The organism is Pseudomonas sp. S2_H01 (genome assembly GCF_054668305.1).
This window is the reverse complement of sequence record NZ_CP162756.1, coordinates 953,047-979,954: the sequence shown is the minus strand read 5'-3', so window position 1 is coordinate 979,954 and position 26,908 is coordinate 953,047. Positions and strand designations below refer to the sequence as shown.

25 protein-coding genes and 1 pseudogene are annotated in these 26,908 nt (G+C 59.5%); 20 read left to right on the top strand and 6 right to left on the bottom strand.

The genetic code is table 11. The annotated features are described in order from the left end of the window. The first annotated feature begins 41 nt into the window (after positions 1–41). The 7 genes and pseudogenes from accA (at position 42) to ispD (ending at position 7,766) form a co-directional block, all read left to right on the top strand. On the top strand, positions 42–989 hold the full coding sequence (gene accA, locus AB4N84_RS04405) for an acetyl-CoA carboxylase carboxyl transferase subunit alpha (RefSeq protein ID WP_074752721.1): 948 nt from the start codon (positions 42–44) through the stop codon (positions 987–989). Between the two features lie 66 nt (positions 990–1,055). Next, a pseudogene (tilS, locus tag AB4N84_RS04400) lies at positions 1,056–2,392 on the top strand (tRNA lysidine(34) synthetase TilS). 268 nt (positions 2,393–2,660) lie between these two features. Next, positions 2,661–4,292: a CTP synthase gene (locus tag AB4N84_RS04395; RefSeq protein ID WP_074752719.1), complete on the top strand. Its 1,632-nt coding sequence runs from the start codon at positions 2,661–2,663 to the stop codon at positions 4,290–4,292. Positions 4,293–4,308: 16 nt separating this feature from the next. After that, on the top strand, positions 4,309–5,154 hold the full coding sequence (kdsA, locus tag AB4N84_RS04390) for a 3-deoxy-8-phosphooctulonate synthase (protein ID WP_074752718.1): 846 nt from the start codon (positions 4,309–4,311) through the stop codon (positions 5,152–5,154). 169 nt (positions 5,155–5,323) lie between these two features. Further along, a complete protein-coding gene (gene eno / locus AB4N84_RS04385) occupies positions 5,324–6,610 on the top strand; it encodes a phosphopyruvate hydratase (protein WP_460045365.1) in 1,287 nt (428 codons plus the stop codon). Between the two features lie 156 nt (positions 6,611–6,766). Further along, entirely contained in the window at positions 6,767–7,045 is a 279-nt protein-coding gene (ftsB, locus tag AB4N84_RS04380) for a cell division protein FtsB (RefSeq protein ID WP_074752716.1), read from the top strand. Positions 7,046–7,055: 10 nt separating this feature from the next. Beyond that, positions 7,056–7,766 carry a 2-C-methyl-D-erythritol 4-phosphate cytidylyltransferase gene (gene ispD, locus AB4N84_RS04375; protein WP_074752715.1) on the top strand — a complete coding sequence of 237 codons (711 nt, stop codon included), beginning with the start codon at positions 7,056–7,058 and terminating at the stop codon, positions 7,764–7,766. 128 nt (positions 7,767–7,894) lie between these two features. Here the strand turns inward: ispD and AB4N84_RS04370 are convergent, their stop codons facing one another. Then, positions 7,895–8,791 carry a LysR substrate-binding domain-containing protein gene (locus tag AB4N84_RS04370; protein WP_460045364.1) on the bottom strand — a complete coding sequence of 299 codons (897 nt, stop codon included), beginning with the start codon at positions 8,789–8,791 and terminating at the stop codon, positions 7,895–7,897. Positions 8,792–8,894: 103 nt separating this feature from the next. Between AB4N84_RS04370 and AB4N84_RS04365 the strand changes: the two genes are divergently transcribed. The 8 genes from AB4N84_RS04365 to rpoS all read left to right on the top strand — a co-directional run bounded on the left by AB4N84_RS04365 (position 8,895) and on the right by rpoS (position 16,221). Further along, a complete protein-coding gene (locus AB4N84_RS04365) occupies positions 8,895–10,007 on the top strand; it encodes an S-(hydroxymethyl)glutathione dehydrogenase/class III alcohol dehydrogenase (RefSeq protein ID WP_074752713.1) in 1,113 nt (370 codons plus the stop codon). Between the two features lie 95 nt (positions 10,008–10,102). Then, the gene (gene fghA, locus AB4N84_RS04360) at positions 10,103–10,948 is read left to right on the top strand and encodes an S-formylglutathione hydrolase (protein WP_460045363.1); all 846 of its coding nucleotides are present in this window, start codon (positions 10,103–10,105) and stop codon (positions 10,946–10,948) included. Positions 10,949–11,057: 109 nt separating this feature from the next. Further along, the gene (ispF, locus tag AB4N84_RS04355; RefSeq protein ID WP_074752711.1) at positions 11,058–11,531 is read left to right on the top strand and encodes a 2-C-methyl-D-erythritol 2,4-cyclodiphosphate synthase; all 474 of its coding nucleotides are present in this window, start codon (positions 11,058–11,060) and stop codon (positions 11,529–11,531) included. Continuing rightward, positions 11,528–12,586, top strand: coding sequence for a tRNA pseudouridine(13) synthase TruD (truD, locus tag AB4N84_RS04350; RefSeq protein WP_460045362.1), 1,059 nt, complete (start codon positions 11,528–11,530; stop codon positions 12,584–12,586). The genes ispF and truD overlap by 4 nt, the downstream gene beginning before the upstream one ends. Beyond that, the gene (surE, locus tag AB4N84_RS04345; protein WP_074752709.1) at positions 12,574–13,323 is read left to right on the top strand and encodes a 5'/3'-nucleotidase SurE; all 750 of its coding nucleotides are present in this window, start codon (positions 12,574–12,576) and stop codon (positions 13,321–13,323) included. Before truD ends, surE begins: the two co-directional genes overlap by 13 nt. 41 nt (positions 13,324–13,364) lie before the next feature. Next, positions 13,365–14,000, top strand: coding sequence for a protein-L-isoaspartate(D-aspartate) O-methyltransferase (locus AB4N84_RS04340; protein WP_208605160.1), 636 nt, complete (start codon positions 13,365–13,367; stop codon positions 13,998–14,000). Positions 14,001–14,191: 191 nt separating this feature from the next. Then, a complete protein-coding gene (locus AB4N84_RS04335) occupies positions 14,192–15,112 on the top strand; it encodes a peptidoglycan DD-metalloendopeptidase family protein (RefSeq protein WP_074752707.1) in 921 nt (306 codons plus the stop codon). Between the two features lie 104 nt (positions 15,113–15,216). Then, entirely contained in the window at positions 15,217–16,221 is a 1,005-nt protein-coding gene (rpoS, locus tag AB4N84_RS04330) for an RNA polymerase sigma factor RpoS (protein WP_074752706.1), read from the top strand. Between the two features lie 583 nt (positions 16,222–16,804). Here rpoS and fdxA read toward each other — a convergent pair. Next, positions 16,805–17,128, bottom strand: a complete 324-nt coding sequence (gene fdxA, locus AB4N84_RS04325) for a ferredoxin FdxA (RefSeq protein ID WP_460045361.1) — start codon at positions 17,126–17,128, stop codon at positions 16,805–16,807. Between the two features lie 229 nt (positions 17,129–17,357). Next, positions 17,358–19,925, bottom strand: a complete 2,568-nt coding sequence (gene mutS, locus AB4N84_RS04320; protein ID WP_460046935.1) for a DNA mismatch repair protein MutS — start codon at positions 19,923–19,925, stop codon at positions 17,358–17,360. Between the two features lie 500 nt (positions 19,926–20,425). Here mutS and AB4N84_RS04315 point away from each other — a divergent pair, with 500 nt between their 5' ends. The 3 genes from AB4N84_RS04315 to recX all read left to right on the top strand — a co-directional run bounded on the left by AB4N84_RS04315 (position 20,426) and on the right by recX (position 22,558). Next, entirely contained in the window at positions 20,426–20,926 is a 501-nt protein-coding gene (locus tag AB4N84_RS04315; RefSeq protein WP_460045360.1) for a CinA family protein, read from the top strand. A gap of 85 nt (positions 20,927–21,011) precedes the next feature. Next, a complete protein-coding gene (recA, locus tag AB4N84_RS04310) occupies positions 21,012–22,076 on the top strand; it encodes a recombinase RecA (RefSeq protein WP_074752702.1) in 1,065 nt (354 codons plus the stop codon). A gap of 11 nt (positions 22,077–22,087) precedes the next feature. Then, positions 22,088–22,558, top strand: a complete 471-nt coding sequence (gene recX, locus AB4N84_RS04305; RefSeq protein ID WP_346829456.1) for a recombination regulator RecX — start codon at positions 22,088–22,090, stop codon at positions 22,556–22,558. Between the two features lie 88 nt (positions 22,559–22,646). Here the strand turns inward: recX and AB4N84_RS04300 are convergent, their stop codons facing one another. Then, positions 22,647–23,762 (bottom strand): LOG family protein, encoded by a 1,116-nt coding sequence (locus AB4N84_RS04300; RefSeq protein WP_460045359.1) that lies wholly within the window; start codon positions 23,760–23,762, stop codon positions 22,647–22,649. Positions 23,763–24,259: 497 nt separating this feature from the next. Between AB4N84_RS04300 and AB4N84_RS04295 the strand changes: the two genes are divergently transcribed. After that, entirely contained in the window at positions 24,260–24,451 is a 192-nt protein-coding gene (locus tag AB4N84_RS04295; protein WP_074752699.1) for a hypothetical protein, read from the top strand. Positions 24,452–24,460: 9 nt separating this feature from the next. On the opposite strand, the gene AB4N84_RS04290 is transcribed toward AB4N84_RS04295, so the two are convergent. Further along, positions 24,461–24,886: a PA3611 family quorum-sensing-regulated virulence factor gene (locus AB4N84_RS04290; protein WP_074752698.1), complete on the bottom strand. Its 426-nt coding sequence runs from the start codon at positions 24,884–24,886 to the stop codon at positions 24,461–24,463. Positions 24,887–25,106: 220 nt separating this feature from the next. Between AB4N84_RS04290 and AB4N84_RS04285 the strand changes: the two genes are divergently transcribed. After that, on the top strand, positions 25,107–25,835 hold the full coding sequence (locus AB4N84_RS04285; protein WP_074752697.1) for a tRNA-uridine aminocarboxypropyltransferase: 729 nt from the start codon (positions 25,107–25,109) through the stop codon (positions 25,833–25,835). Positions 25,836–25,909: 74 nt separating this feature from the next. Here the strand turns inward: AB4N84_RS04285 and AB4N84_RS04280 are convergent, their stop codons facing one another. Further along, positions 25,910–26,800: a DMT family transporter gene (locus AB4N84_RS04280; RefSeq protein WP_460045358.1), complete on the bottom strand. Its 891-nt coding sequence runs from the start codon at positions 26,798–26,800 to the stop codon at positions 25,910–25,912. Positions 26,801–26,908 lie beyond the last annotated feature (108 nt).

Sequence of the window (26,908 nt, the reverse complement as noted above, 5' to 3'; positions counted from 1 at the left end):
AACCGGCCGGCCTCTTGGCCGTCGACCCAAGACGGATGCCTATGAACCCGAATTTTCTGGATTTCGAACAGCCGATTGCTGACCTGCAAGCCAAAATTGAAGAGCTGCGTCTGGTAGGCAATGACAACTCGCTGAACATCGGCGACGAGATCTCTCGACTGCAAGAGAAGAGCAATACGCTCACCGAAAGCATTTTCGGCAACCTGACCAGTTGGCAGATCGCGCGCATGGCGCGCCATCCGCGTCGTCCGTACACCCTGGACTACATCGAACACATCTTCACCGAATTTGACGAGCTGCATGGCGATCGTCACTTCTCCGACGACGCGGCCATCGTAGGTGGTATCGCTCGCCTGGACGATCAGCCAGTCATGGTGATCGGTCACCAGAAAGGCCGTGAAGTGCGCGAGAAGGTTCGTCGCAACTTCGGCATGCCGCGCCCGGAGGGCTACCGCAAGGCGTGCCGTCTGATGGAAATGGCAGAGCGCTTCAAGATGCCGATCCTGACGTTCATCGACACGCCGGGTGCCTATCCGGGTATCGACGCTGAAGAGCGTAACCAGAGCGAGGCCATTGCCTGGAACCTGCGCGTCATGGCACGCCTGAAGACTCCAATCATTGCCACCGTGATCGGTGAAGGTGGTTCGGGCGGTGCGTTGGCCATCGGCGTCTGCGACCAGCTCAACATGCTGCAATACTCCACCTACGCGGTGATCTCGCCGGAAGGCTGCGCATCGATTCTGTGGAAAACCGCCGAGAAGGCGCCGGACGCCGCTGAAGCGATGGGCATCACCGCCGATCGTCTCAAGGGGCTGGGCATCGTCGATAAAGTGATCAGCGAGCCATTGGGCGGTGCACACCGTGACCCAGCGGCCGCCGCCGCATCGATTCGCGCGGAACTGAGCAGCCAGTTGGCGATGCTCAAGAAGTTCAACAACGACGAACTGCTGGCTCGCCGTTACGAGCGCCTCATGAGCTACGGCGTTTAATCGAAGCGAGCCTCTCATCGAGGCCTGCATCGAGGTCCGGCCAGCGTAACGCAGGGTTAAACCAGCATGACCAGGCCGGACACCATCAGGAAAGAGTTATCCAAACGGCTGTTGTCACGCCTTTCCACCTGGCGTGACGCAGCCGGTTGGCGCATTGCCTTCTCGGGTGGGCTTGATTCCACCGTTCTGTTGCACCTGCTGGCCGATCTGGCGCAGCACCATCGTCTTCCTCCTCTGAGCGCCGTCCATGTTCACCATGGTTTGCAAGCCGTTGCCGCGTCGTGGCCAGGGCATTGCCGCCAGATGTGTCAGATTCTGGGGGTGCCGTTTCAGGTCATCGAGGTGCAGGTGCGTCCGGGCGCGAGCCTTGAGCAGGCTGCGCGCGACGCCCGTTATGCGGCGTTCGATGAGGTGCTTCTCCCGGGTGAGGTGCTGTTGGCTGCGCAACACCGTGATGATCAAGCCGAAACCCTCATGTTTCGGCTGCTGCGAGGCGCGGGCGTCAAGGGGCTGGCTGCCATGCCCGCCCAACGGGTATTGGGCAGGGGGCATCTGTTTCGGCCGCTGCTGGATGAACCGCGTGCGCTGCTTGAAGCCTATGCCAAGGAGCAAGGGCTGAGCTGGATCGAAGACCCCAGCAACAAAGACACCCGGTTTTCTCGCAACTACCTGCGCAACCATGTGCTGCCGATGCTCACGGCGCGCTGGCCGCAAGCGATCGCAAGCTTCAATCGCAGCGCCGCGCATCTGGCTGAAGCGCAAGGTCTGCTCGATGAGCTGGCGTTGCAGGACCTGACGCAAGCGGACATACCCTGCCCGTGGCCTTGGCTGAACGTGCCTTCACTGGAGCTGGCGCCGCTGGAGGCCCTGTCCGACGCACGGCAGCGCAATGCGCTGCGTCACTGGCTCGGGCCGCTGACGCGCTTGCCGGACAGCGACCACTGGGCCGGCTGGAATTCGTTGCGCGATGCCGGGCCGGACGGCCGTCCGATCTGGCGCCTGGCGGATGGGCAATTGCACCGCGCCGAAGGACGCATCTGGTGGTTGTCGGGCATCTGGCTCAAGGACGTTGCCGGTTCGCAGCATTGGTCCATGGCGTCGCAGCCTTTGCATCTGCCTGGAAACGGCATGCTGGAAATTCTCGGTGAAATCCCTCGAGGCGGCTTGCATGTCCACTACCGGCAGGGGGGGAAGTCCTCGATGTGCCCGACCGCGGACGCAGGGATCTCAAACGGCTGCTCAACGAAAAGGGCGTACCGGTCTTTCTGCGCGGCCGATTGCCGCTGTTGTATCGCGGCGAGCAGTTGCTGGCCGTTGCCAACCTGCCGGGACTGGACGCCGACCCCCGTGGTGACTGGCGATTGCATTGGCAGCCACCGACGAATGACCACAGTTTGAGATGAGAGCCCGTTTCCGGTAGACTACGCTCCCTTCTTGATACAGCTTCTGTCGATCCTTTCGGAACGACGCAAGTTGCCGATTACCAGCCAGTCTTTACTGGGCGATTCTCAAAATGTGGCGAGCAATGGACAGGTCCGATTTCGACCAGTCGTTTTTAGCGCGGCAATTTCAGAACTGCATCGTGAGATTTGCAGGTCATCGGGGGCTTCGGCCTTCCTTCGCTTTCCCCGGCGGCTCTGACCGCTTTAACGCAGACTTCTAGGGTTTTTCATGACGCGCTACATCTTCGTCACGGGCGGTGTTGTTTCTTCATTGGGGAAAGGCATTGCCTCGGCTTCATTGGCGGCCATCCTGGAGGCGAGGGGACTTAAGGTCACCATGCTCAAGCTGGACCCCTACATCAACGTCGACCCCGGCACCATGAGCCCGTTCCAGCACGGCGAGGTGTTCGTCACGCACGACGGCGCCGAGACCGACCTGGACCTGGGGCACTACGAGCGTTTCATTCGCACCACCATGACCCAGAACAACAACTTCACCACCGGCCGTGTGTACGAACACGTCCTGCGCAAAGAGCGCCGTGGTGATTATCTGGGCGCCACCATTCAGGTGATTCCGCACATCACCGACGAAATCAAGCGTCGCATCATCAAGGGTGCCGGCGATGCCGACGTGGCCCTGGTGGAAATCGGCGGCACCGTGGGTGACATCGAGTCGCAACCGTTCCTGGAAGCCATCCGCCAGCTGCGTTTCGAAGTGGGTGCCAAGCGCGCCATGCTGATGCACCTCACGCTGGTGCCGTACATTGCAACCGCGGGCGAAACCAAGACCAAGCCGACTCAGCACTCGGTCAAGGAATTGCGCTCCATCGGCCTGCAGCCTGACGTGCTGATCTGCCGCTCCGATCACGCCATCGACGTGTCGTCGCGCCGCAAGATCGCTCAGTTCACCAACGTTGAAGAGCGCGCGGTGATTGCGCTGGAAGACGCGGACACCATCTACAAAATCCCGGGCATCCTGCACTCGCAGGGTCTGGACGATTTCGTTGTCGAGCGCTTCGGTCTGCAATGTGCAGGCGCCGACCTGTCCGAGTGGGAAAAGGTCGTGGACGCCAAGCTCAACCCTGAGCACGAAGTCACCATCGCCATGGTCGGTAAATACATGGAGCTGCTGGACGCTTACAAGTCGCTGATCGAAGCGATGAGTCACGCCGGTATCACCAACCGCACCAAGGTCAACCTGCGTTACATCGACTCCGAAGACATCGAGAATCAGGGCACCGGCCTGCTGGAAGGCGTGGACGCGATTCTGGTGCCTGGCGGCTTCGGTCTGCGTGGCGTGGAAGGCAAGATCACGGCCGTCCAGTTCGCCCGCGAAAACAAGGTGCCTTACCTGGGCATCTGCCTGGGCATGCAGGTGGCAGTCATCGAGTTCGCACGTAACGTGCTGGGCTGGAAAGACGCCAACTCCACCGAATTTGACCGCACCAGCCCGCACCCTGTAGTCGGTCTGATCACCGAGTGGGAAGACGCCACCGGCGCGGTTGAAACCCGTACTGAGACGTCCGATCTGGGCGGCACCATGCGTCTGGGTGCTCAGGAGTGCCAGCTGGAACCAGGTTCTCTGGTGCACGACTGCTACGCCAACGATGTGATCGTCGAGCGTCACCGTCATCGCTATGAAGTGAACAACAAGCTGCTGCCGCAACTGATCGAGGCCGGTCTGAAAGTGTCGGGTCGCTCCGGTGACGGCGCGTTGGTTGAAGTGGTCGAGTCCAAGGACCATCCGTGGTTCGTGGCCTGCCAGTTCCACCCTGAGTTCACCTCGACTCCGCGCGACGGCCACCCGCTGTTCAGCGGCTTCGTGAAGGCTGCGCTCGCTCAACACCAGAAGAACAACTGATAGGGAATTCCATTACATGGCACAGAAAATCATCCGCGTCGGCTCCATCGACATTGCCAACGACAAGCCGATGGTCTTGTTCGGTGGCATGAATGTCCTGGAATCGCGGGACATGGCCATGCAGGTCTGCGAAGAATACGTACGAGTGACCGAGAAGCTCGGCATCCCTTACGTGTTCAAGGCCAGCTTCGACAAAGCCAACCGTTCTTCCGTGACCTCCTATCGCGGCCCGGGCCTGGAAGCGGGCATGCGCATCTTCGAAGAGATCAAGCGCACTTTCAACGTGCCCGTGATCACTGACGTGCATGAGCCGCATCAGGCGGCCGCCGTTGCCGAAGTCTGCGACATCATCCAGTTGCCGGCTTTCCTGTCGCGTCAGACCGATCTGGTGGTTGCGATGGCGAAAACCGGTGCCGTGATCAACATCAAGAAAGCCCAGTTCCTCGCGCCACAGGAAATGAAACACATCCTGAACAAGTGCGAAGAAGCCGGTAACGACCAGTTGATCCTCTGTGAGCGTGGTTCGAGCTTTGGCTACAACAACCTTGTGGTGGACATGCTCGGTTTCGGCATCATGAAAGCGTTCGAGTACCCGGTGTTCTTCGACGTGACCCATGCGCTGCAGATGCCTGGCGGTCGTTCGGACTCTGCTGGCGGTCGCCGTGCCCAGGTCACCGATCTGGCCAAGGCCGGCATCAGCCAGGGGCTGGCGGGCCTGTTCCTTGAGGCGCATCCTGATCCGGATAACGCCAAATGCGACGGTCCTTGCGCGCTGCGCCTGAACAAGCTGGAGCCGTTCCTGACCCAGCTCAAGGCGCTTGACGATCTGGTCAAGAACTTCCCGACCATCGAAACGGCTTAAAACCCGCTTCTCCGGCACTGAAGCCTCCGGTACAGTGCCGCTCGTTTCTTTCCCGACCAATGGGTCGGGAATTTTTGTCGTCTCGGGCCTGCCCGCTGTCTAGTGCCTCGAGATGCCAGTCGTTTTTCCCAGCTGCGTCGTTTTCGTCAATCTTGGAGTGTTAACAACAATGGCAAAAATCGTCGACATCAAAGGTCGTGAAGTTCTCGACTCCCGTGGCAATCCCACCGTGGAAGCAGATGTGCTCCTCGACAACGGCATCATCGGCAGTGCGTGCGCGCCGTCCGGTGCTTCCACCGGCTCGCGTGAAGCGCTTGAGCTGCGTGATGGCGACAAGAGCCGTTACATGGGCAAGGGCGTTCTGAAGGCAGTGGCCAATATCAATGGCCCGATCCGCGATCTGCTGCTGGGCAAGGACCCGGTTGATCAGAAAGCGCTGGATCGCGCGATGATCAAGCTGGACGGCACCGAAAACAAAGCCAGCCTGGGTGCGAACGCAATCCTGGCGGTGTCCCTGGCGGCTGCCAAGGCTGCGGCGCAGGATCAAGACCTGCCGTTGTATGCGCACATTGCCAACCTGAACGGCACACCAGGTGTTTACTCGATGCCGGTCCCGATGATGAACATCATCAACGGTGGCGAGCACGCCGATAACAACATCGACATCCAGGAGTTCATGATTCAGCCAGTAGGCGCCAAGACCTTCTCCGAAGGCCTGCGCTGGGGCACCGAGATTTTCCATCACCTGAAAGCTGTTCTGAAGGCCCGTGGCCTGAACACCGCCGTAGGTGACGAAGGCGGTTTTGCACCGAACCTGAACTCCAACGCCGATGCACTCGACGCGATCGCCGAAGCGGTGGCCAAGGCCGGTTACAAGCTGGGCACCGACGTGACCCTGGCGCTGGACTGCGCAGCCAGCGAGTTCTACAAAAATGGCAAGTACACCCTGAGCGAAGAAGGCGAGTACGACTCCGCCGGTTTCGCCGATTACCTGGCTGATCTGGTCAGCAAGCACCCGATCATCTCCATCGAAGACGGCCTTGACGAGTCTGACTGGGACGGCTGGAAAGTCCTGACTGACAAGATCGGTGACAAGATTCAGCTGGTGGGCGACGACCTGTTCGTGACCAACACCAAGATCCTGAAAGAAGGCATCGACAAGAAAATCGGTAACTCGATCCTGATCAAGTTCAACCAGATCGGCACCCTGACCGAAACCCTGGAAGCCATCCAGATGGCCAAGGCCGCCGGTTACACCGCGGTGATCTCCCATCGTTCCGGTGAAACCGAGGATTCGACCATTGCTGACCTGGCAGTGGGCACGGCCGCCGGTCAGATCAAGACCGGTTCTCTGAGCCGCTCCGACCGTATCGCCAAGTACAACCAACTGCTGCGTATCGAAGAGCAATTGGGTGCCAAAGCGGTTTACCGTGGTCGCGGTGAGTTTCGCGGCTGATTGCAAGATGGTAAAAAGGCAGCAGGCGCGGTAGGGCATTTCGCTGAATGCGATTTTCCTGACGCCCTGATCCATGAGCCCGGTGACCACCGGGCTCTTGGTCATTTGAAATGGTCGGTTTTGCTGTCTTTCTCCACCGGGTAACAGATATTCACAATGCGCAGTCCTAACTGGTTGTTCCTCGTTCTGCTCTTGCTGCTCGCCGGCTTGCAATACCGCCTATGGGTGGGCAATGGCAGCCTTGCGCAGGTGGCCAGTCTGACCCAGCAAATCGCCGATCAACATGCCGAGAACGACGCTTTGCTCGAGCGTAACCGGGTTCTGGACGCAGAGGTGCTGGAGCTGAAGAAAGGTCTGGAAACCGTTGAAGAGCGTGCCCGTCATGAACTGGGCATGGTCAAGGACGGCGAGACCCTTTATCAGTTGGCACAGTGATGTTGGTGTAATGACTCAATCCCTTCCTGCCTTCTGGGCAGTGATTCCCGCAGCGGGTGTCGGTGCCCGTATGGCGGCAGACCGTCCCAAGCAATACTTGCTACTGGGCGGCCTCACCATTCTTGAACACAGCCTGCTTTGTTTTCTCGATCACCCCCGACTCAAGGGATTGGTGATCAGTCTGGCTGTGGACGATCCTTATTGGCCGACCTTGCCCTGTGCCCTGGATTCACGAATCCAGCAGGTCGCGGGTGGCAAGGAGCGTGCGGATTCGGTCCTCAACGCGTTGCTTCATTTGCACGCCAATGGCGCGGACGACAATGACTGGGTGCTGGTGCACGATGCCGCGCGGCCGAATCTTGCGCGCTCGGACCTGGACAACCTGCTCAGCGAGCTGAAGGACGACCCGGTTGGCGGCTTGCTCGCAGTGCCTGCCAAAGACACCCTGAAACGCGCGGACGCCAACGGCCGGGTCACGGAAACCGTGGATCGCAGTCTGATCTGGCAAGCCTACACGCCGCAGATGTTTCGCCTTGGCGCGTTGCACCGGGCGCTGGCGGACAGTCTGGTGTCGAATGTCTCGATCACCGACGAAGCGTCGGCAATCGAATGGGCCGGCCAGTCGCCGCGCTTGATCGAGGGGCGGGCGGATAACATCAAGGTCACCCGGCCGGAAGACCTCGAGTGGCTGCGTCAGCGGCGTGGCGAGTTCAATCGCTGATCAGACCTGACCCGTCACGTAGTTCCATTGTAGGAGCGCGCTTTCCCGCGATTGCGGTGTGTCTGCTACCGGAACTGTTGAGCTTGCCTACGTCATCGCGGGCAAGCGCGCTCCTACAATGTAACGCTTTACTGCCGGTACTCCTCACGCATGGCCAACCCCGCTTTCAGATAATCCACCAGCTTCCGGACCTTGGGCGATAAGTGCCTTTGTTGCGGGTACAGCGCCCACACCGCCGTATTCGGCGGCTGATGGGCATCGAGCAGCGACACCAGCGCGCCGCTTTTAAGGTGCTCAAGCACGTAGTAATCCGGCAACTGACACAACCCTACGCCGAGCAGCGCCGCATCCAGCACCGCCTGTCCACTGTTACAGCGCCAGTTCCCGTGGACGCGCTGGGAAAACTCCTTGCCGTTCTGCTGCAGCAACCAACTGTCGGAACTGCCTATCAAGCAGTTATGGCGGCTCAACTCCGACACGCTGTGCGGTCGGCCGTACCGTTCCAGGTAAGAAGGCGATGCGCACAGGTACATGCGGCGGGGGGCAAGGCGCGTGGCGACCAGTCTGGATTCCTGCAAGCGACCAAGGCGGATCGCCAGGTCCATGCCTTCATGCAGCAGGTCCAAGGTGTTGTTGGTCAATTCGATGTCGACCCGCAGCTGTGGGTATTCATCCATGAAGCGCGTCACCAATGGCGCAATGAATCGTTCCCCGTAAGCGACCGCGCAGGTCATGCGCAGCAGGCCCTTGGGCTCGCTGGTCAGATCGCCCACTGCCCGTAACGCTTCTTCACGTCCATCCTGTAAACGCTGGCAATGATGCAAGAACGTCTGACCCGCTTCGGTCAGTGCGACCTTGCGCGTACTTCGGTACAGCAGGCGGGTCTGCAACCGTTCTTCCAGGCGAGCGATCTGTCGGCTGATGTGGGACGAAGAGACACCCAGCCGCTCGGCGGCGGCCGTGAACTGACCGCACTCTGCCACGGCGACGAACTCATCCAGGCCTTCCCAGCGATTGGCGTGCATCGATTATCCCTGTCCAGCATTAATGTTTTGCTTTTGCATGGATTATTAATCAAACGGCACTGCTTTACACTCGGGGTTCGTTTTTACTTCGCTGGAGATCATGATGATCAAGTCACGTGCCGCCGTCGCCTTCGCGCCCAACCAACCGCTGCAGATCGTCGAAGTGGACGTTGAGGCGCCGAAAGCGGGTGAAGTGCTCATCCGCACCGTGGCGTCAGGTGTCTGCCACACCGATGCCTACACCCTGTCCGGTGCTGACTCCGAAGGTGTATTCCCGTGCATTCTCGGCCATGAAGGCGGCGGTATCGTCGAAGCCATCGGCGAAGGCGTGACCTCACTGGCCGTCGGCGACCACGTGATCCCGCTGTACACCGCCGAATGCCGCGAGTGCAAATTCTGCAAATCCGGCAAGACCAACCTCTGCCAGAAAGTCCGCGCCACTCAGGGCAAAGGCCTGATGCCGGACGGCACCACCCGCTTCAGCTACAACGGTGAGCCGGTCTATCACTACATGGGCTGCTCGACGTTCTCCGAGTACACCGTGGTCCCGGAAATTTCCTTGGCCAAGATTCCCAAAGAAGCGCCGCTTGAGAAGGTCTGCCTGTTGGGTTGCGGTGTGACCACTGGCATCGGTGCGGTGTTGAACACCGCCAAGGTGGAAGAGGGCGCTACGGTCGCAATCTTCGGCCTGGGCGGCATCGGTCTGGCGGCGATCATCGGTGCGAAAATGGCCAAGGCCTCGCGGATCATTGCGATCGACATCAACCCCGCCAAATTCGATGTTGCCCGTGAATTGGGTGCGACCGACTTCATCAACCCGAAAGAGCACACCAAGCCGATTCAGGACGTCATCGTCGAATTGACCGATGGCGGCGTCGATTACAGCTTCGAATGCATCGGCAACGTGCAGCTAATGCGCGCAGCGTTGGAGTGCTGCCACAAGGGCTGGGGCGAGTCGGTCATCATCGGCGTCGCACCGTCGGGTCAGGAAATCGCCACGCGTCCCTTCCAACTGGTGACCGGTCGCGTCTGGCGCGGGTCGGCGTTCGGCGGCGTCAAAGGCCGTACCGAGCTGCCAAGCTACGTCGAGAAGTCTCAGACGGGCGAAATCCCGCTGGACACCTTCATCACCCACACCATGGGCCTGGACAAGATCAACGAAGCGTTCGACCTGATGCATGAAGGCAAGAGCATCCGTTCGGTCATTCACTTCTAACAGCAGGCCCAGGCTGCAAGCCGTAACGTGCAAGCAAGAGCGCCTCGCGCTTTTGCCGGTTGAGGCTTGCAGCTTAAGGCGGGGAGTTCACGACGTTGAACCTTGAAAATCTTTCGTGCCAGAAAAGCTTCGGCGGCTGGCATAAACGCTATAAACATCACTCCGATGTGCTGGGCTGCGACATGGTGTTTGCAGTCTATCTGCCGCCTCAGGCAGAACAGGGCGTCAAGCTGCCGGTGGTTTACTGGCTCTCGGGCCTGACCTGCACCGACGAAAACTTCATGCAGAAGGCGGGTGCTCAACGCATGGCGGCCGAACTCGGGCTGATCATCGTTGCGCCGGACACCAGCCCGCGTGGCGCCGATGTACCGGGCGATCCCGACAACGCCTACGACTTCGGTCTGGGCGCAGGCTTCTACCTCAACGCCACGCAGCAGCCGTGGGCTCGCCACTACCGCATGTACGATTACGTGGTCAGTGAGCTTCCGGCGTTGATCGAAGCGCATTTCCCGGCCTCGGACAAGCGCAGCATCAGCGGCCATTCGATGGGTGGGCATGGCGCGCTGGTCTGTGCGTTGCGCAATCCGGGGCGCTACCAGTCGGTGTCTGCGTTCTCGCCGATCAGCAACCCGATGGATTGCCCGTGGGGCCAGAAAGCCTTCTCGCGCTATCTGGGTGAAGACCGCTCACGCTGGCGCGAATGGGACGCCAGTGTGCTGATCGCTGAAGCGCAGGAGCGTCTGCCGTTGCTGGTGGATCAGGGGGATCGTGACGATTTCCTCGCCCATCAACTCAAGCCCGAATCGCTGGTTCAAGCGGCGAAAGCCACGGGTCATCCGCTGGAGTTGCGCATGCAGCCTGGCTATGACCACAGCTATTACTTCATCGCAAGCTTCATCGAAGACCATCTGCGCCATCACGCAGCGGCCTTGGCGGGCTGACGCCAGGGCACTCAATCGCAACCCGGTATCGTGCAATTGAGTGCCATCAGGCCCTAATGTCCGACAAAGTAGGTAGAATCACGCCCTGACTTTTTCAGGGCGTTTTTTTATGCGTATTGGCCACGGCTACGATGTGCACCGTTTCGCTGAGGGCGACTTCATTACCTTGGGTGGGGTGCGTATCGCGCACACGTTTGGGCTGCTCGCCCATTCTGATGGCGATGTCCTGCTGCACGCGTTGAGCGATGCCTTGCTGGGCGCTGCAGCGCTCGGTGACATCGGCAAGCATTTTCCCGACACCGACCCGCAATTCAAGGGCGCGGACAGTCGCGTCCTGCTGCGTCATGTTCTGAAACAGGTGCAGGCCAAAGGCTGGAAGGTCGGTAACGTCGACGCCACCATCGTTGCCCAGGCCCCTAAAATGGCACCCCACATCGACACCATGCGCGCATTGATTGCCCAAGACCTGCAAGTCGACCTCGATCAGGTCAACGTCAAAGCCACCACCACCGAGAAGCTGGGGTTTACCGGTCGTGAAGAAGGCATCGCGGTTCATGCCGTTGCGCTGTTGATCGCCGCATGACCGAATTCGAACTTCTGGGCCCCCGAGCCTATGGCGATGCGTTGGGCACCGCAGTGCTCAAAGCGACGGCCGAGGACTTCCAGGTGGATGAGGTGCTAGACATTCCGCTGTCTGGCGACGGCGAGCACCTGTGGCTGTGGGTTGAAAAACGCGGTTTGAACACAGAAGAAGCGGCGCGCCGGCTGGCCAAGGCGGCCGGCGTTCCCCTGCGCACGGTCAGTTACGCCGGTTTGAAGGACCGTCAGGCGCTTACCCGGCAGTGGTTCAGCATTCAATTGCCGGGCAAGGCTGATCCGCAGATGTCGGCAGCCGAGAACGACACCCTCAGAATTCTCGACAGCAAGCGGCACAAGCGCAAACTGCAGCGCGGCGCCCATGCTGCCAACGGCTTTACGTTGCGTCTGACCCAGTTGCAGGCTGAAAAGGCTGAACTGGATACGCGCCTTGAAGCCATAAAGCTCGGCGGGATTCCCAATTATTTCGGCGCCCAGCGTTTCGGTCATGAGGGTGGGAACGTCGGCGAGGCGCGGCATTACGCTGAGCGCCAGGCTCTGCCGGAACAGCGCAATGTGCGTTCGCGCCTGCTTTCTACGGCGCGCAGCTATCTGTTCAATCGTGTATTGGCCGAGCGGGTTGCCAACGGCAGCTGGGACACGGCGCAAGTAGGCGATTTGCTGGCATTCACCGACAGCCGCAGCTTTTTCCCGGCGGGCGAGGCCGAGTGCAGTGATCCGCGTCTGGCGATTCTCGATCTGCACCCGACCGGGCCGCAGTGGGGCGAGGGCGATTCGCCTGCGGGCGGTGCCACGGCAGCGCTCGAAAACAAGGTCGCTCAAAACGAGTCGTCGCTCTGTAACTGGTTGATAAAAGCGGGAATGGAACACGAACGTCGCATCCTGCGACTGCCCATCGGGCGGTTGACGTGGCATTATCCCGAGCCTGACATTCTGCAACTGGAATTCGTCCTGCCGGCCGGATGCTTCGCCACCGCATTGGTGCGCGAACTCGTCGATCTGGCGCCTGCGGGACAGACGGACAGCTCATGCGTATTCTGATTTCAAATGATGATGGGGTCTCGGCACCCGGCCTGGCTGCGCTCTATGGAGCGCTGGCGGGCTATGCCGAGTGCGCAGTCATCGCGCCCGATCAAGACAAGAGCGGCGCCAGCAGTTCCTTGACGCTAGACCGGCCATTGCACCCCCATCTGCTCGACAACGGCTTTATCAGCCTGAACGGCACGCCCACCGATTGCGTTCACCTGGGGCTGAACGGCCTGCTGGAGCAGGAACCCGACATGGTGGTCTCCGGTATCAATCTGGGCGCCAACCTGGGCGATGACGTGCTGTATTCCGGCACCGTCGCTGCAGCGCTGGAAGGGCGGTTCCTGCAACGCCCGTCGTTCGCTTTTTCATTTCTGTCCCGTCAGGTCGATAACCTGGCAACGGCCGCGCATTTCGCCCGGCTTCTGGTCGAGGCCCACGAGCGACTCGATCTTCCACCGCGTACCGTATTGAATGTGAACATTCCGAATTTGCCGCTGGAACACGTCCGCGGCATCCAGCTGACCCGCCTGGGGCACAGAACACGCGCTGCTGCGCCTGTTCGGGTGGTCGATCCCCGTGGCAAGGCCGGCTACTGGATTGCTGCGGCCGGCGATGCCGAAGACGGTGGTCCGGGCACGGATTTTCACGCCGTGATGCAGGGGTACGTGTCGATTACGCCGTTACAGCTGGATCGGACCTATCAGGACGGTTTCAACAGCCTGAACGCATGGCTGGAGGGAATGGCCTGATGTCGCGTGAGCAAGATGATCTGTTACGTCGTGGCGTGGGAATGACTTCCCAGCGCACGCGTGAGCGGCTGATTCAGCGGTTGTACGAGGAAGGCATCAGCAACACGCACGTGCTGGACGTCATCCGCAAGACGCCTCGGCACCTGTTCGTCGACGAGGCACTGGCCCATCGTGCGTACGAAGACACCGCGTTGCCGATTGGCAACAACCAGACCATTTCCCAGCCTTACATGGTCGCTCGCATGAGCGAGTTGTTGCTGGCGGCCGGGCCGCTGGACAAAGTGCTGGAGATCGGCACCGGGTCGGGTTATCAGACGGCCGTGCTGGCGCAACTGGTGGAGCGGGTGTTTTCCGTCGAGCGGATCAAGGTACTCCAGGACCGAGCCAAGGAACGCCTGGTGGAGCTCAACCTGCGCAACATGGTGTTTCGCTGGGGTGACGGCTGGGAGGGCTGGCCGGCGCTGGCACCTTACAACGGCATCATTGTCACGGCGGTCGCGACTGACGTGCCGCAGGCGCTGCTGGACCAGTTGGCCCCGGGAGGGCGTCTGGTGATTCCGGTGGGGGCGGGTGAGGTGCAGCAGTTGATGCTGATCATCCGTGAAGAACACGGCTTCTCGCGTCACGTGCTTGGAGCGGTGCGGTTCGTGCCTTTGCTCAATGGGCCGCTGGCGTAACCACTGTTTTGCAACTGCAATGAATTCCGTGAGGCGCAGCCTGTCTACAGGCTGGCGATTTGCGATGAGGGCCTTACCCACTCGCTGAGTGTCGTCATGAACACATTTGTAACTACTTTTTTCATGGCTGTCCGTCATCACCGCGACACAATGGGCAGCTTTAATTCAGTCACCAGTAAAGGGAGTGGCGGGTGAGTCTCACAGTCATTCGGCAGCGTACGTCTTCAACAAGCTTTCCACGTCTGGTGATTGGCATTGCCCTTAGTGTCCTTCTGGTTGGCTGCTCCAGCGCGCCGTCGGGCGGGGTGCGCGTTGTTGATCGCAACAATGGCAAGCCTGCAGCACCGACCCGTCAACCGGTGACCACGGGCCAGTACGTCGTCAAGCGTGGCGACACGCTTTTCTCGATCGCATTCCGTTACGGTTGGGACTGGAAGGCGCTCGCCGCCCGTAACAATATCCCGGAGCCCTACACGATCCACGTCGGTCAGGCGATTCGCTTCGACGGGCGTTCAAATTCAACATCCTCGGTCGTGGCGGTTGCACCTGTCGTTGTTCCTCAAACGGGGAGCGGTGGCGCCACCAGTAGCACGACAACCAATTCCAGTTCGCCTTCCGGCTCGCTAAAAACCACCGTTATTACACGGCCTGTCGGCTCAACTTCAGGTAGTGCGACAACCCCTGGCACTACCCCGATAACAACGCCGGTCAACACGCCTGTTGTGACAGGGGCGCGTTCAGCCAGCGGTTGGGGATGGCCAACGAGCGGTGTTTTAATCAGTAAATTTTCTTCAAACGGTAGTTTGAATAAAGGAATTGATATCGCCGGAGATTTGGGACAGCCTGTTTTGGCCGCGTCTGATGGTTCAGTGGTCTACGCCGGGAGTGGTTTAAGGGGCTACGGCGAGTTAGTCATCATCAAACACAGCGATACCTACGTCAGTGCTTACGGTCACAACCGTAGGCTGCTGGTTCGGGAGGGGCAACAGGTCAAGGCAGGGCAGACAATTGCCGAGATGGGTTCCACGGGGACTGACCGGGTGAAACTGCATTTTGAGATTCGCCGTCAGGGTAAGCCTGTTGATCCGCTGGAATTTTTGCCACGTCGTTGATCAGTTACCAGCCTGTTCCTGCCGTAGAGGGGACAGGCTCAAGTGTTGCCAAGGAAGAAGGCGTCACTGGAGCTTGAGGTCGAACTCACCAAAGGACTATAACAATGGCTCTCAACAAAGAAGTGCCGGAGTTTGACATAGACGACGAAGTTCTCCTTATGGAGCACGGGATCGTCCTGGATTCTGCAGCGGATGAGAAGCCAGCTACACCTTCTGTTCGTGCGAAGACCAAAAACTCCACAGCACTCAAGCAGCACAAGTACATCGACTACACGCGGGCGCTGGACGCCACGCAGCTGTATCTCAATGAAATCGGTTTTTCTCCTTTGTTGTCCCCGGAAGAAGAGGTCCACTTTGCGCGTCTGTCGCAGAGCGGTGATCCGGCCGGACGCAAACGCATGATTGAGAGCAATCTTCGTCTGGTAGTGAAAATCGCCCGACGCTACGTCAATCGTGGTCTGTCATTGCTGGACCTGATCGAAGAGGGCAACCTTGGCCTCATTCGAGCGGTCGAAAAATTCGATCCGGAGCGCGGTTTCCGGTTCTCTACCTATGCGACATGGTGGATTCGTCAGACCATTGAACGCGCGATCATGAATCAGACGCGGACCATCCGCCTGCCCATTCATGTGGTCAAGGAGCTCAACGTCTACCTGCGCGCCGCACGTGAGTTGACTCAAAAGCTCGATCACGAGCCTTCCCCTGAAGAGATCGCCAACCTGCTCGAGAAGCCGGTCGGTGAGGTCAAGCGCATGCTCGGTCTCAACGAACGTGTGTCTTCGGTGGATGTTTCTTTGGGGCCTGATTCCGACAAAACCCTTCTCGACACGCTGACGGACGATCGCCCGACTGACCCGTGCGAACTGCTGCAGGACGACGACCTGTCGCAGAGTATCGATCAGTGGCTTTCGGAACTTACCGACAAGCAACGCGAGGTGGTGGTACGCCGCTTCGGCTTGCGCGGGCACGAGAGCAGCACGCTGGAAGATGTAGGGCTCGAAATTGGTCTGACCCGCGAGCGAGTGAGGCAGATTCAGGTCGAAGGCCTCAAACGTCTGCGCGAGATCCTGGAGAAGAACGGCCTTTCAAGTGAGTCATTGTTCCAGTAACGGTGCTCTCTGATTGCGCTGTTAGATAGCACATTAGCATCAACTAAAAACCCCGACGTGTCGGGGTTTTTTTATGCGACCGGTTCGAGTCCTCCCCATGAATAAACGATGAACTTCGCCTCCGATATGTCAGGCTTAATATGAGTGATGCTCGTCGGCTGATATAACTTCCGTTGTAAGAAGCTTCGTACACGAGATGTCAGTTATTTCGCCAAATATCGGAGGCATAACTCCCGGTTGACAGAGCGAATATAGTCATGTTGTTGATTTTACAAGGGTTAATATTTTTAATTCGAACAGCCGTGTAGTGTTTTGAAAACTCAGGGGTGTTGCTCTCGCCGCTCAAATCACTAAGATCAGAACTGTGCCGAGGGATTGGCACAGGCGGTCAAGGAAGACAGCCGAAAGGACATCGCAGGATGCGATTCATCAGGATGATGAAAAAGGATTAAAGGGATTACGGAAAAAATGTGGGCGGGTCAAACCGCCCCTTTTTTTGCCTGCTGAAAAGTGGGGCGATGGCGTTGCTATCCCGGCAATGCAAAAAGGCCCCGAGGGGCCTTTTGCAGAGTCCGGCTTGAGCTTAACGCTCCAGGTCGGCGATCTTGCCAGTCTTGCCGTCCCACTCTTCAGCATCCGGCAGCGCTTCTTTGCGCTCGGTGATGTTGGGCCAGACGTCTGCCAGCTCGGCGTTCAGCTCGATGAAGTTCTCCATGCCGGACGGAACCTCGTCTTCCGAGAAAATCGCGTTGGCGGGGCATTCAGGCTCGCACAGTGCGCAGTCGATGCACTCATCCGGGTGAATCACCAGGAAGTTCGGGCCTTCGTAGAAGCAGTCCACCGGACAGACTTCTACACAGTCGGTGTACTTGCACTTGATGCAGTTGTCGGTGACGACGAAGGTCATTTCTAATTCTCTCCTCAGGCGGCGGCAGCAGAGCCCTTCACGGCAGGGTTGCTCGGTTGGGAACGTTCCCGGGCCATTCAGAACGCAGTCAGCTCGCCTCATGCCGACAGGCGTGAGCGCGAAGCTTTGGTTCGCTGTGTTCGAACGCGGCTCGGATCTCTTACGGCCCGGCTACAAGCCGTACCATTCCCAAACCGCGCGGGATTCTAACAGCTTGTTGCAAATACCGTTAGATCCGGTTTTGCAGTCCATATAACCATTCGATAGCTTGGCGCGGCGTCATGTCGTCGATTTTCAGCTTCGACAGTTCATCGAGCACCGGGTGCGGCAATGTCGCGAACATGTCGGCCTGCTGCGGCGCTGGCGCCTTGCCGGGCTTTGGCTTGGGCTGTTCATGGGGCAGGCTGGTGGTTTCCAGGCGCTGCAAGTGCTCCTTGGCACGACTGATCACCTTGCCTGGAACGCCCGCCAGTTGGGCCACGGCCAGACCGTAGCTCTGACTGGCAGGGCCGGGCAGCACGCGGTGCAGGAACACGATACGTTCGTTGTGCTCCGTGGCATTGAGGTGAACGTTGGCCACCAGCGGTTCGCTTTCCGGTAGCACCGTCAGTTCGAAATAGTGGGTGGCAAACAGCGTGTAGGCGCGCAGCTGGGCGAGACATTCTGCCGCAGCCCAGGCCAGCGAAAGTCCGTCAAACGTGCTGGTGCCGCGGCCAACTTCATCCATCAGCACCAGGCTTTTGTCTGTGGCGTTGTGCAGGATGTTCGCGGTTTCGCTCATCTCGACCATGAACGTGGACCGTCCTCCCGCCAGATCGTCGCTGGAGCCGATACGGGTAAAGATGCGGTCAACCAACGAAAGCTCGCAACTGGCCGCGGGAACAAAGCTGCCAATGTGAGCCAGCAAGACGATCAACGCGGTCTGGCGCATGTAGGTGGATTTACCGCCCATGTTAGGACCGGTGATGACCAGCATGCGGGTGTTGTCGTTCAGGTCCAGATCGTTGGCCACGAAGGGCGATGACAAGACTTGCTCGACCACCGGGTGACGACCTTGCTCGATGCGCATGCACGGCTCATCGGTGAAACGCGGTCGGTTCAAGTCAAGGTTCAGCGCGCGCTCGGCGAGGTTGCTCAGCACGTCCAGTTCGGCAAGCGCTGCTGCGGTGTCCTGCAGCGGTGCCAGATGACCGATCAGGTCTTCAAGCAACCTTTCGTAGAGCATTTTTTCGCGAGCCAGTGCGCGGCTCTTGGCCGACAGCGCCTTGTCTTCGAATTCCTTCAGCTCCGGGGTGATGAAGCGCTCAGCACCCTTGAGCGTCTGGCGACGGATATAGTCGGCAGGCGCCTGTTCGGCCTGTTTGCTCGGCAGCTCGATGAAGTAGCCATGCACGCGGTTGTAACCGACCTTGAGGTTGGCAAGTCCGGTGCGCGCCTTTTCACGTGCTTCCAGATCGATCAGGAACTGGCCAGCGTTCTCGCTCAGTGACAGCAGCTCGTCGAGCTCGGCGTCATAGCCGGTTTTCAACACGCCGCCATCGCGGATCACGGCGGGCGGGTTATCGATAATGGCCCGTTGCAGCAGATTGGCCAGCTCTGGGTAAGTGCTGGTGGTCTGGGCCAGTTGCTGAATGTGCGGTGCTTCAAGGTCGGCCAGAGCCTGTTGCAGTTCCGGCAGCGCGCCAAGGGCGTCACGCAGACGCGCGAGGTCGCGAGGACGCGCATTACGCAGGCCGATGCGCGCGAGAATCCGTTCGATATCGCCAATTTCTTTCAACTGCGGCTGCAGGTTCTCGAAGCGATAGCGCTCAAGGAAGCAACCGATCGATTCCTGACGCGCCTGCAACACCTTCAAATCGCGCAACGGCCGATTCAGCCAACGCGTCAGCAGGCGCGTGGCCATAGCGGTCTGGCAGCGGTCCATGACCGATTGCAGCGTATTGTCGCGACCGCCAGCCAAGTTGGTGTCCAGCTCCAGGTTGCGGCGGCTGGCACCGTCCAGAATGACCGTGTCATCCATGCGTTCGTGACGCAGGCTACGCAAGTGTGGCAACGCCGTGCGCTGGGTTTCCTTGGCATAACCCAGCAGGCAACCCGCCGCGCCGATGGCGAGGGTCAGCGTCTCGCAGCCAAAGCCTTTCAGGTCTTGAGTCGAGAATTGCTGGCAGAGGCTCTTGTGCGCCGAGTCGCGCTCGAAATCCCAAGGGGCACGGCGACGCGCGCCTCGGCGTTTCTCAGCGGGCAGCCCTTGTGGCCAGTCGTCGGGAATCAACAGCTCAACCGGGTTGATGCGTTCAAGCTCGGCGAGCAGGTTTTCCCAGCCCTTGATTTCCTGAACGGTGAAGTTACCGCTGGTGATGTCCAGAACCGCAAGCCCGAATAGGCGCTCATCACCCAGCACCGCAGCAATCAGGTTGTCGCGACGTTCGTCGAGCAACGCCTCGTCACTCACGGTGCCCGGCGTGATGATGCGCACGACCTGGCGGTCGACGGGGCCTTTGCTGGTCGCCGGATCGCCGATCTGTTCGCAGATCACCACGGACTCGCCCAGCTTCACCAGTTTGGCGAGATACCCTTCTGCCGCGTGATACGGGATGCCGCACATGGGAATGCTTTGCCCGGCCGACTGCCCACGGGCGGTCAGCGTGATGTCGAGCAGCTTGGCTGCCTTTTTGGCGTCTTCGTAGAAGATCTCGTAGAAGTCACCCATGCGATAGAACATCAACTGGTCTGGATGCTGATTTTTCAGCTTCCAGTACTGCTGCATCATCGGGGTGTGCGAAGAGAGGTCGGAAATTGCTTTATTCATCAGTTATTTAGGCAAATTCGTTGGGAGATTGAGGCAAATGAGGAGCGTCGCGTGGAACTCCACCTACGTGGGCCGACGTCAGATCCGATTGCTTTTTCGATGGGCGCAAGGTTACCACGCACGTTCGCAGGCCGCAGGTTCGGGTTATTCGTTGCCTCACGTTTCCGAAGCGACACGAGGGGCTCCGGGCTGTCTAGGCTGTCGAGGCTGCTGTCCGATTCCGGGCAGGCATTTCGAAAAAGGACTTTGTGTATGCGACGTAAACGCGGAAGGGATTCCACCAATGGACGTTTTATCACCCTTGAGGAAGCGCGTCGGCGGCCTCGGGAAACCATCATCGAAACCGTGAGGAAGCGATGCCCCGAAAAACAGGAGCGCACTTAGGTGACGGGAGCACGCGTGGCCGGGTTTTCAGTCACGCGTCTTCTTGCGCATGAGCAGCGCTCGTGTAGCGTGTGCCCATGGTGTGATCGATAGAGGAGCGTTTCGTGGACGACATCACTCAACTGGCTGCCACACTGGGCCATCGCCTGCTGGAGTCAGGTGCCCGGGTCAGCACCGCTGAATCCTGTACCGGTGGCGGGATCGCTGAAGCGATCACGCGTATCCCCGGCAGTTCGGCCTGGTTCGAGGCGGGATACGTCACGTATTCCAACCGCCAGAAGACGCAACAACTGAACGTGCCTGAAGCGTTGTTCAGTCAGGTGGGCGCGGTCAGCCGGGAAGTGGTCGAGGCCATGGCCCAAGGTGCTCGACTCAACAGCGCCGCGCAATTTTCGGTTGCGGTCAGCGGTGTTGCGGGCCCGGACGGAGGTTCTGCGGACAAGCCGGTGGGCACCGTCTGGATTTGCTGGGGCGCTGCGCAAGGGTTGATTGCGCACCGCTTTCAGTTTGCCGGCGACCGTGATGCCGTGCGCCGACAAACGGTGAAGGCCGCGCTAGAGGGGCTGATTCAGCTCAGTCGCGGAGAAATACCAAATCAGGGGTAGGCGCGCGCCTAGCCCTGTGGAATAATACTGTCTACTTATACAGTTATATCGGCCATCAGGCCTAACCGATTACGAGAGGACTTCAATGGACGACAACAAGAAGAAAGCCTTGGCTGCGGCCTTGGGTCAGATCGAGCGTCAATTCGGCAAAGGCGCCGTGATGCGCATGGGTGACCATGACCGCCAGGCTATTCCTGCTATCTCCACCGGCTCGCTCGGTCTCGATATCGCGCTGGGTATCGGCGGCCTGCCAAAAGGCCGGATCGTTGAAATCTACGGTCCTGAGTCTTCCGGTAAAACCACGATGACCCTGTCGGTCATCGCTGAAGCACAAAAGATGGGCGCGACCTGTGCGTTCGTTGACGCCGAGCACGCACTCGACCCAGAGTACGCTGGCAAACTGGGCGTCAATGTCGACGACCTGCTGGTTTCGCAGCCAGACACCGGTGAGCAAGCGCTGGAAATCACCGACATGCTGGTGCGTTCCAACGCGATTGACGTCATCGTTGTCGACTCCGTTGCCGCGTTGGTGCCAAAGGCTGAAATCGAAGGCGAAATGGGCGACATGCACGTCGGCCTGCAAGCACGTCTGATGTCTCAGGCGCTGCGTAAGATCACCGGTAACATCAAGAACGCCAACTGCCTGGTCATCTTCATTAACCAGATCCGTATGAAAATCGGTGTGATGTTCGGCAGCCCGGAAACCACCACCGGTGGTAACGCGCTGAAGTTCTACGCCTCGGTTCGTCTGGACATCCGTCGTACCGGCGCGGTGAAAGAAGGCGACGAAGTGGTGGGCAGCGAAACCCGCGTCAAAGTCGTGAAGAACAAGGTAGCGCCTCCGTTCCGTCAGGCTGAATTCCAGATCCTGTACGGCAAGGGCATCTACCGTAATGGCGAGATCATCGACCTGGGCGTGCTTCACGGTCTGCTGGAGAAATCCGGTGCCTGGTACAGCTACCAAGGCAGCAAGATCGGCCAGGGCAAGGCCAACTCGGCCAAGTTCCTGCAGGACAACCCGGAAATCGGCGCGACCCTGGAGAAACAGATTCGCGAGAAGCTGTTGACCGCCGCTCCTGATGTCAAAGCCCAGTCGTCCCGGGTGGCCGAAGACGACATGGCTGCAGTCGAAGCTGACGCCGATCTCTGATTGTCGTCGTCATGCCGGTAGTGCTTGATACGCCCGTCGCCGTACGGCGTACCGCAATGGACCTGCTCGCACGTCGCGAGCACGGTCGAGTCGAGCTGACGCGTAAACTGCGTCAGCGCGGCGCCCCGCCTGAAATGATTGAAGCCGCCCTCGACCGGTTGACGGAAGAGGGTCTGCTTTCAGAATCCCGTTACCTCGAAAGCTTCGTGTCCTACCGTGCCCGGTCTGGCTACGGCCCTTTGCGCATTCGTGAAGAGCTGGGTCAACGAGGTCTGCAACGTTCGGATATCGAGCAGGCGCTGCGGGAATGCGGCGTCGACTGGCGAGAAAAGCTGGAAGAATCCTGGCAGCGAAAGTTCGCCGGACAGTTGCCCAGAGACGCCCGGGAGCGCGGCCAGCAGATGCGCTTTTTGAGCTATCGCGGGTATCCGCCGGAGCTCATCAGCCGCTTGTTAAGCGGGAAGGGCGGCGACGACTATTAGTCGCCGCGCCACTGTTATAACGCGTTGTGAGATGCGTCCCATGCACGGCATGGGAACACCCATCTAAAGCCTGTTTACGGCTTTCGAGTCATGTCGCCTGCATTGGCTCTCGTCCGCGCGACGGTCTTGTCTGCGCAGGGTTTGCCCAGTTCTCGCTCTGATTAATGAAATCCACCAGCATGCGCAGTCGCCCGTGGTTGCGCCCGTTGAAGGTGAACGCCAGCCGGGTGAGGTGGCTGAACTGTTCTTCGTCATGCTCTTGTTGATACCCGTGCTGATGGAAATCATCGCTCAAACGCAGGTCGGCGAACGCTTGCTGCATATGGGCCAAGGCTTTCTCGCTCAGTGCGTGGTGCATGCGAATGACGAAGGTGTTTTTCAGCCAGCGGCTTGAATGAAAGTTGCTGTAGAACTGGTTGATCTCTTCGACCGCCTCGTCGGCGCTATACACCAGTTTCAGCAGGTTCATGTCGGTGGGCAGGATATAGCGGTTGGCCTCCAGCTCGTTCTTGATAAACGTCAGTGCGCCTTCCCAGAACGTGCCGCCAGGTGCGTCCAGCAACACGATCGGTACCAGTGGGCTTTTGCCCGTCTGAATCAGGGTCAGGACCTCCAGCGCTTCGTCCAGTGTGCCGAAGCCGCCGGGGCAGAGCACCAGCGCGTCGGCTTCTTTGACGAAGAACAGCTTTCGGGTGAAGAAAAAGTGGAACGGCAGCAGATTGCCGGTGCCATCCACGGTGGCGTTCGCGTGTTGCTCGAAGGGCAGGGTAATGTTGAACCCAAGGCTGTAATCCAGTCCCGCGCCTTCGTGGGCGGCAGCCATGATGCCGCCGCCGGCCCCGGTAATGACCATCAGATCAGAAGCGGCGAGTTTCTTGCCCAGTTCCCGCGCCAACGCGTACATCGGATGCTCGACGGGGGTACGCGCGGAGCCGAACACCGTCACTTTACGACGGCCTCGGAATTGTTCGAGTACGCGAAAGGCATTATCCAGTTCGCGCAGTGCCTGGAGGGTGATCTTGGCGTTCCAGCGATTGCGGTCGTCCTGGGCCATGCGCAGGACGGTCAGTGTCATGTCCCTGTACAGCGGAAGATTAGGGCTGTTGGGAGCGACCAGGTTCAACTGTTCTTCGACCTTGGCGGTGAGGTCGACGCCGTTGCTCTGGAAGTGACGAGACAACACATCATTGGGTACGTAAGGCATTCAGACTTTCTCCTTCTGCAGAATCATCGATCCTGACTGTCTCGACAGGATCACGACGCCTCATGCGTCGCTGCTGATAGCCCACCTCTGGCGAGGGTCAAGTACGGGATGGCGTCGCGTGGCGCCACACTGATTCTGTCTATGTCCTTGGGTTGAAAAGAAAAACGTTGAGATTGGCGACAGTGGAAAGGCAACCCCCTTTTGCCTGTAAAACGTGACCGAGACAAGACTGTCCGGGTAAAACCAATGGTTTGATGATGTGCCCGAAACATTGATGCTGGCAACGACTCTTTGTGCGGAGAGCTGAATGTGTTTCCCGCTCGTCGGCGGGTGTGGTCAGCTCTTTTGCGTCTGATTTACTGAATGACAGGGCAGGTTAAATGCCTTTGCAACCTGGATAGCGCCGCCGCCTGGCATCACTTGCACATGGGTGGGCCAGAAGTCATCGAGGTTTGCCCGCGCAGGCACAGCGCGTGGACGAGCCAAGGAGGGATGAAATGGAAATCATCAGGCTGGAAGTCGATCAGGATCTGTTTCGCTCACTCAGCGAGGCGGCACGGTGTAACCATTCGACGCTGGAGCAGGAATGCGTGAAGCGCCTGAGGCAGAACGGCAGGCGTTCTTATTATCTGCAGGCCCTTGTGGCTGAACTGCGCGCCGAGGATCAGCAGCGGCGCGCGGCGCACTAGAGAGGGGAGTTACTTCTTCTTGGCAGGTGGTTTCGCGGCGCAATCGGCGGCAGTGATCTGCTGAGTCGTGATCGCGCGATTGGTTTTGTATTCCGTAAACTCGTAGCGCAGGATTGCGCCCTTGGCCATCAGCTGGCGGTAACCGGGGTTGCGACATACGCTCGTGCCCAACTGACGCCCGACCAGCTCAGGGTTCTCGCGCATCTGCTGGGCTTGACCCGCCTGGACGCTCAGATGGTCGATGAGGATGTTTCCCTGGACGGTGTAGCCTTGGTCAAGGATGTCTTCGCTGATCGCATTGGGCTTTCCGACGTTGCTTTTCGCCGCGACTTGTTCCAGCTCTTTGTTCAGTTCGTAATCCTGTTTGGACGCCGCGTTGGCGCACAGCGGAGCGATGAGCAAAAGCGTGAGAGCGGGGGCAATGAGGCGCAGCATTGGATTCTCCTGGGGCAGTGAACGAGGTTGGACCGGTGACATCCACCTGCGTTCACTCGTGACATAAGGCTTTCAAGGCCGGCCAGTATAGGTGAGTCGCATCGACGGACACCAGTGAACCGGGCGCCTCTGATAGACTGCGCCGACTTTTTTCCTGCCGGATATTCTTCGTGTCACTGTCTTCCTGCCGTCCAGCGCCGCGCTGCGGGTGCGTGAGCTCATGAGCCACGCAGTCTCGCGTTTGCGCGCCGAGCGATTGGCCCGCAGCACCAAGCCGTTCATTGCTCGCGGCTCGCGGGCGCCTCGGTGCCCTGGCTGTCGTGTCATCGAAAGTTATTGCCTGTGTGCCTGGAAGCCCTCGGTCAACGCCTCATCGGCCGTGTGCCTGTTGATGTACGACACCGAGCCCCTGAAACCCACCAACACCGGTTGGTTGATCGCCGACGTGATCAAGGACACCGAGGCATTTACCTGGTCGCGAACCGAGGTGGATGAAAAGCTGCCCGCGCTGCTGAACGATCCACAGTGGCAGCCCTATATCGTGTTTCCGGGGGAGTTCGTCGCGGCCGAGCGGGTGGTGACAGAGGTGAGCGTTGCGCCGGGTAAGCGGCCGCTGTTCATACTGCTCGATGCGACGTGGCCTGAAGCCCGCAAGATGTTTCGCAAAAGCCCATATCTGGATCATCTGCCGGTGCTGAGCCTGGCGCCGGAGCAGATGTCGCGTTACCGCTTGCGCCGTTCGAAGCGCGACGATCATTTCTGCACAGCAGAAGTGGCGGCCCTCTGCCTGGAGCTGGCGGACGACCAACAGGCGGCAGGTGTGCTGGATGCTTACCTGGATGTGTTCAGCGCTCATTACCTCGGGGCGAAGTTTCAGCGGTCCATCGATCCGGACGACGCCCCGCACAGCCACCTGAAAGCATTCATTCAAAAGGCCGTCCCGACCTGATGTCGCCCGGCGTATTCAAGGTGAACGTGGCCCCGTCGCAACCTCGGAGAAGCCGACCCGACCTGAGGAATGACTCAATGGGCGACGTCAGCTCTCCTTGGCCACAACTGTGCCAACAGCATCCCCGCCAACATCAGTGCGCAGCCCGCATAGCCGCGTAATTGCAGTGCTTCGCCCAGTAGCCAGGCACCGGCAATGGCGGCAAAGACGGCCTCAAGGGACAGGATGATCGCGGCGTGGGACGCGATGGCGTGCTTCTGCGCGACCACTTGCAACGTATAACCGATTCCCACGGCGACCACGCCGCCATACACCAGGGCGGGGCCCGCCGCGAATATGGCGTCCATTGCGATGGGTTCAAACACCAAGGCCAGGACCAGGCTGACCACCGAGCACGTCACGAACTGAAGAAACGCCAGGCGAATCGGGTCGTGGCGGCTCGCGAACACCCCGACCAGAATCACATGGCCGCCCCAGACGAACGCGCCCATCAATTGCAGCCAATCTCCGGAGGCGACATGGAAGTTGTCGCCTACGCTCAGCAAGAACATTCCGATGACGGCCAACAGGCAGCCCAGCCATGTGCCGATGCCGGTTTTATGGCCCAGGAACAGGCCCAGCAGCGGAACTACAATCACGTAAAGACCGGTGATGAAGCCTGCGTTGGTGACACTGGTGAACAGCAGGCCGACCTGTTGCAGGTTGATGCCCAGCGCCAGTGCGAGGCCCATGACAATGCCGCCTTGCAGCAGGCCGCGGGTCAGTAATGGCTCGGGAGCGGGCCCCGTCGCAGGACGGCGTAACACCCATGGCAGCAGGCAAAGGGAACCCAATGCGAAGCGCAGCCCGGAATACAGATAAGGACCAATGTGGTCCATGCCAGCTGTTTGCGCGACGAAGCCGGTGCCCCAGATCAGCGCGGTCAAGAGCATGAGCAGATCCGCTCGCAGGGCGTGTTTTTGCATGATGGCACTCGCAAGAATCGGGGGCGCAGACTGTGCCGCAAACCACCGAACTTGACCACCCTGAGTTCGCTGGGCATCCTTGGCGCCGCATGAGTGCTTGAACGCCAC

Bases quoted from the DNA above. Each gene is read 5' to 3' on its own strand.
- accA (WP_074752721.1), top strand. From the start codon at position 42: ATGAACCCGAATTTTCTGGATTTCGAACAGCCGATTGCTGACCTGCAA.
- AB4N84_RS04395 (WP_074752719.1), top strand. From the start codon at position 2,661: ATGACGCGCTACATCTTCGTCACGGGCGGTGTTGTTTCTTCATTGGGG.
- kdsA (WP_074752718.1), top strand. From the start codon at position 4,309: ATGGCACAGAAAATCATCCGCGTCGGCTCCATCGACATTGCCAACGAC.
- eno (WP_460045365.1), top strand. From the start codon at position 5,324: ATGGCAAAAATCGTCGACATCAAAGGTCGTGAAGTTCTCGACTCCCGT.
- ftsB (WP_074752716.1), top strand. From the start codon at position 6,767: ATGCGCAGTCCTAACTGGTTGTTCCTCGTTCTGCTCTTGCTGCTCGCC.
- ispD (WP_074752715.1), top strand. From the start codon at position 7,056: ATGACTCAATCCCTTCCTGCCTTCTGGGCAGTGATTCCCGCAGCGGGT.
- AB4N84_RS04370 (WP_460045364.1), bottom strand. From the start codon at position 8,791: ATGCACGCCAATCGCTGGGAAGGCCTGGATGAGTTCGTCGCCGTGGCA.
- AB4N84_RS04365 (WP_074752713.1), top strand. From the start codon at position 8,895: ATGATCAAGTCACGTGCCGCCGTCGCCTTCGCGCCCAACCAACCGCTG.
- ispF (WP_074752711.1), top strand. From the start codon at position 11,058: ATGCGTATTGGCCACGGCTACGATGTGCACCGTTTCGCTGAGGGCGAC.
- truD (WP_460045362.1), top strand. From the start codon at position 11,528: ATGACCGAATTCGAACTTCTGGGCCCCCGAGCCTATGGCGATGCGTTG.
- surE (WP_074752709.1), top strand. From the start codon at position 12,574: ATGCGTATTCTGATTTCAAATGATGATGGGGTCTCGGCACCCGGCCTG.
- AB4N84_RS04340 (WP_208605160.1), top strand. From the start codon at position 13,365: ATGACTTCCCAGCGCACGCGTGAGCGGCTGATTCAGCGGTTGTACGAG.
- rpoS (WP_074752706.1), top strand. From the start codon at position 15,217: ATGGCTCTCAACAAAGAAGTGCCGGAGTTTGACATAGACGACGAAGTT.
- fdxA (WP_460045361.1), bottom strand. From the start codon at position 17,128: ATGACCTTCGTCGTCACCGACAACTGCATCAAGTGCAAGTACACCGAC.
- recA (WP_074752702.1), top strand. From the start codon at position 21,012: ATGGACGACAACAAGAAGAAAGCCTTGGCTGCGGCCTTGGGTCAGATC.
- recX (WP_346829456.1), top strand. From the start codon at position 22,088: ATGCCGGTAGTGCTTGATACGCCCGTCGCCGTACGGCGTACCGCAATG.
- AB4N84_RS04300 (WP_460045359.1), bottom strand. From the start codon at position 23,762: ATGCCTTACGTACCCAATGATGTGTTGTCTCGTCACTTCCAGAGCAAC.
- AB4N84_RS04295 (WP_074752699.1), top strand. From the start codon at position 24,260: ATGGAAATCATCAGGCTGGAAGTCGATCAGGATCTGTTTCGCTCACTC.
- AB4N84_RS04290 (WP_074752698.1), bottom strand. From the start codon at position 24,886: ATGCTGCGCCTCATTGCCCCCGCTCTCACGCTTTTGCTCATCGCTCCG.
- AB4N84_RS04285 (WP_074752697.1), top strand. From the start codon at position 25,107: ATGAGCCACGCAGTCTCGCGTTTGCGCGCCGAGCGATTGGCCCGCAGC.
- AB4N84_RS04280 (WP_460045358.1), bottom strand. From the start codon at position 26,800: ATGCAAAAACACGCCCTGCGAGCGGATCTGCTCATGCTCTTGACCGCG.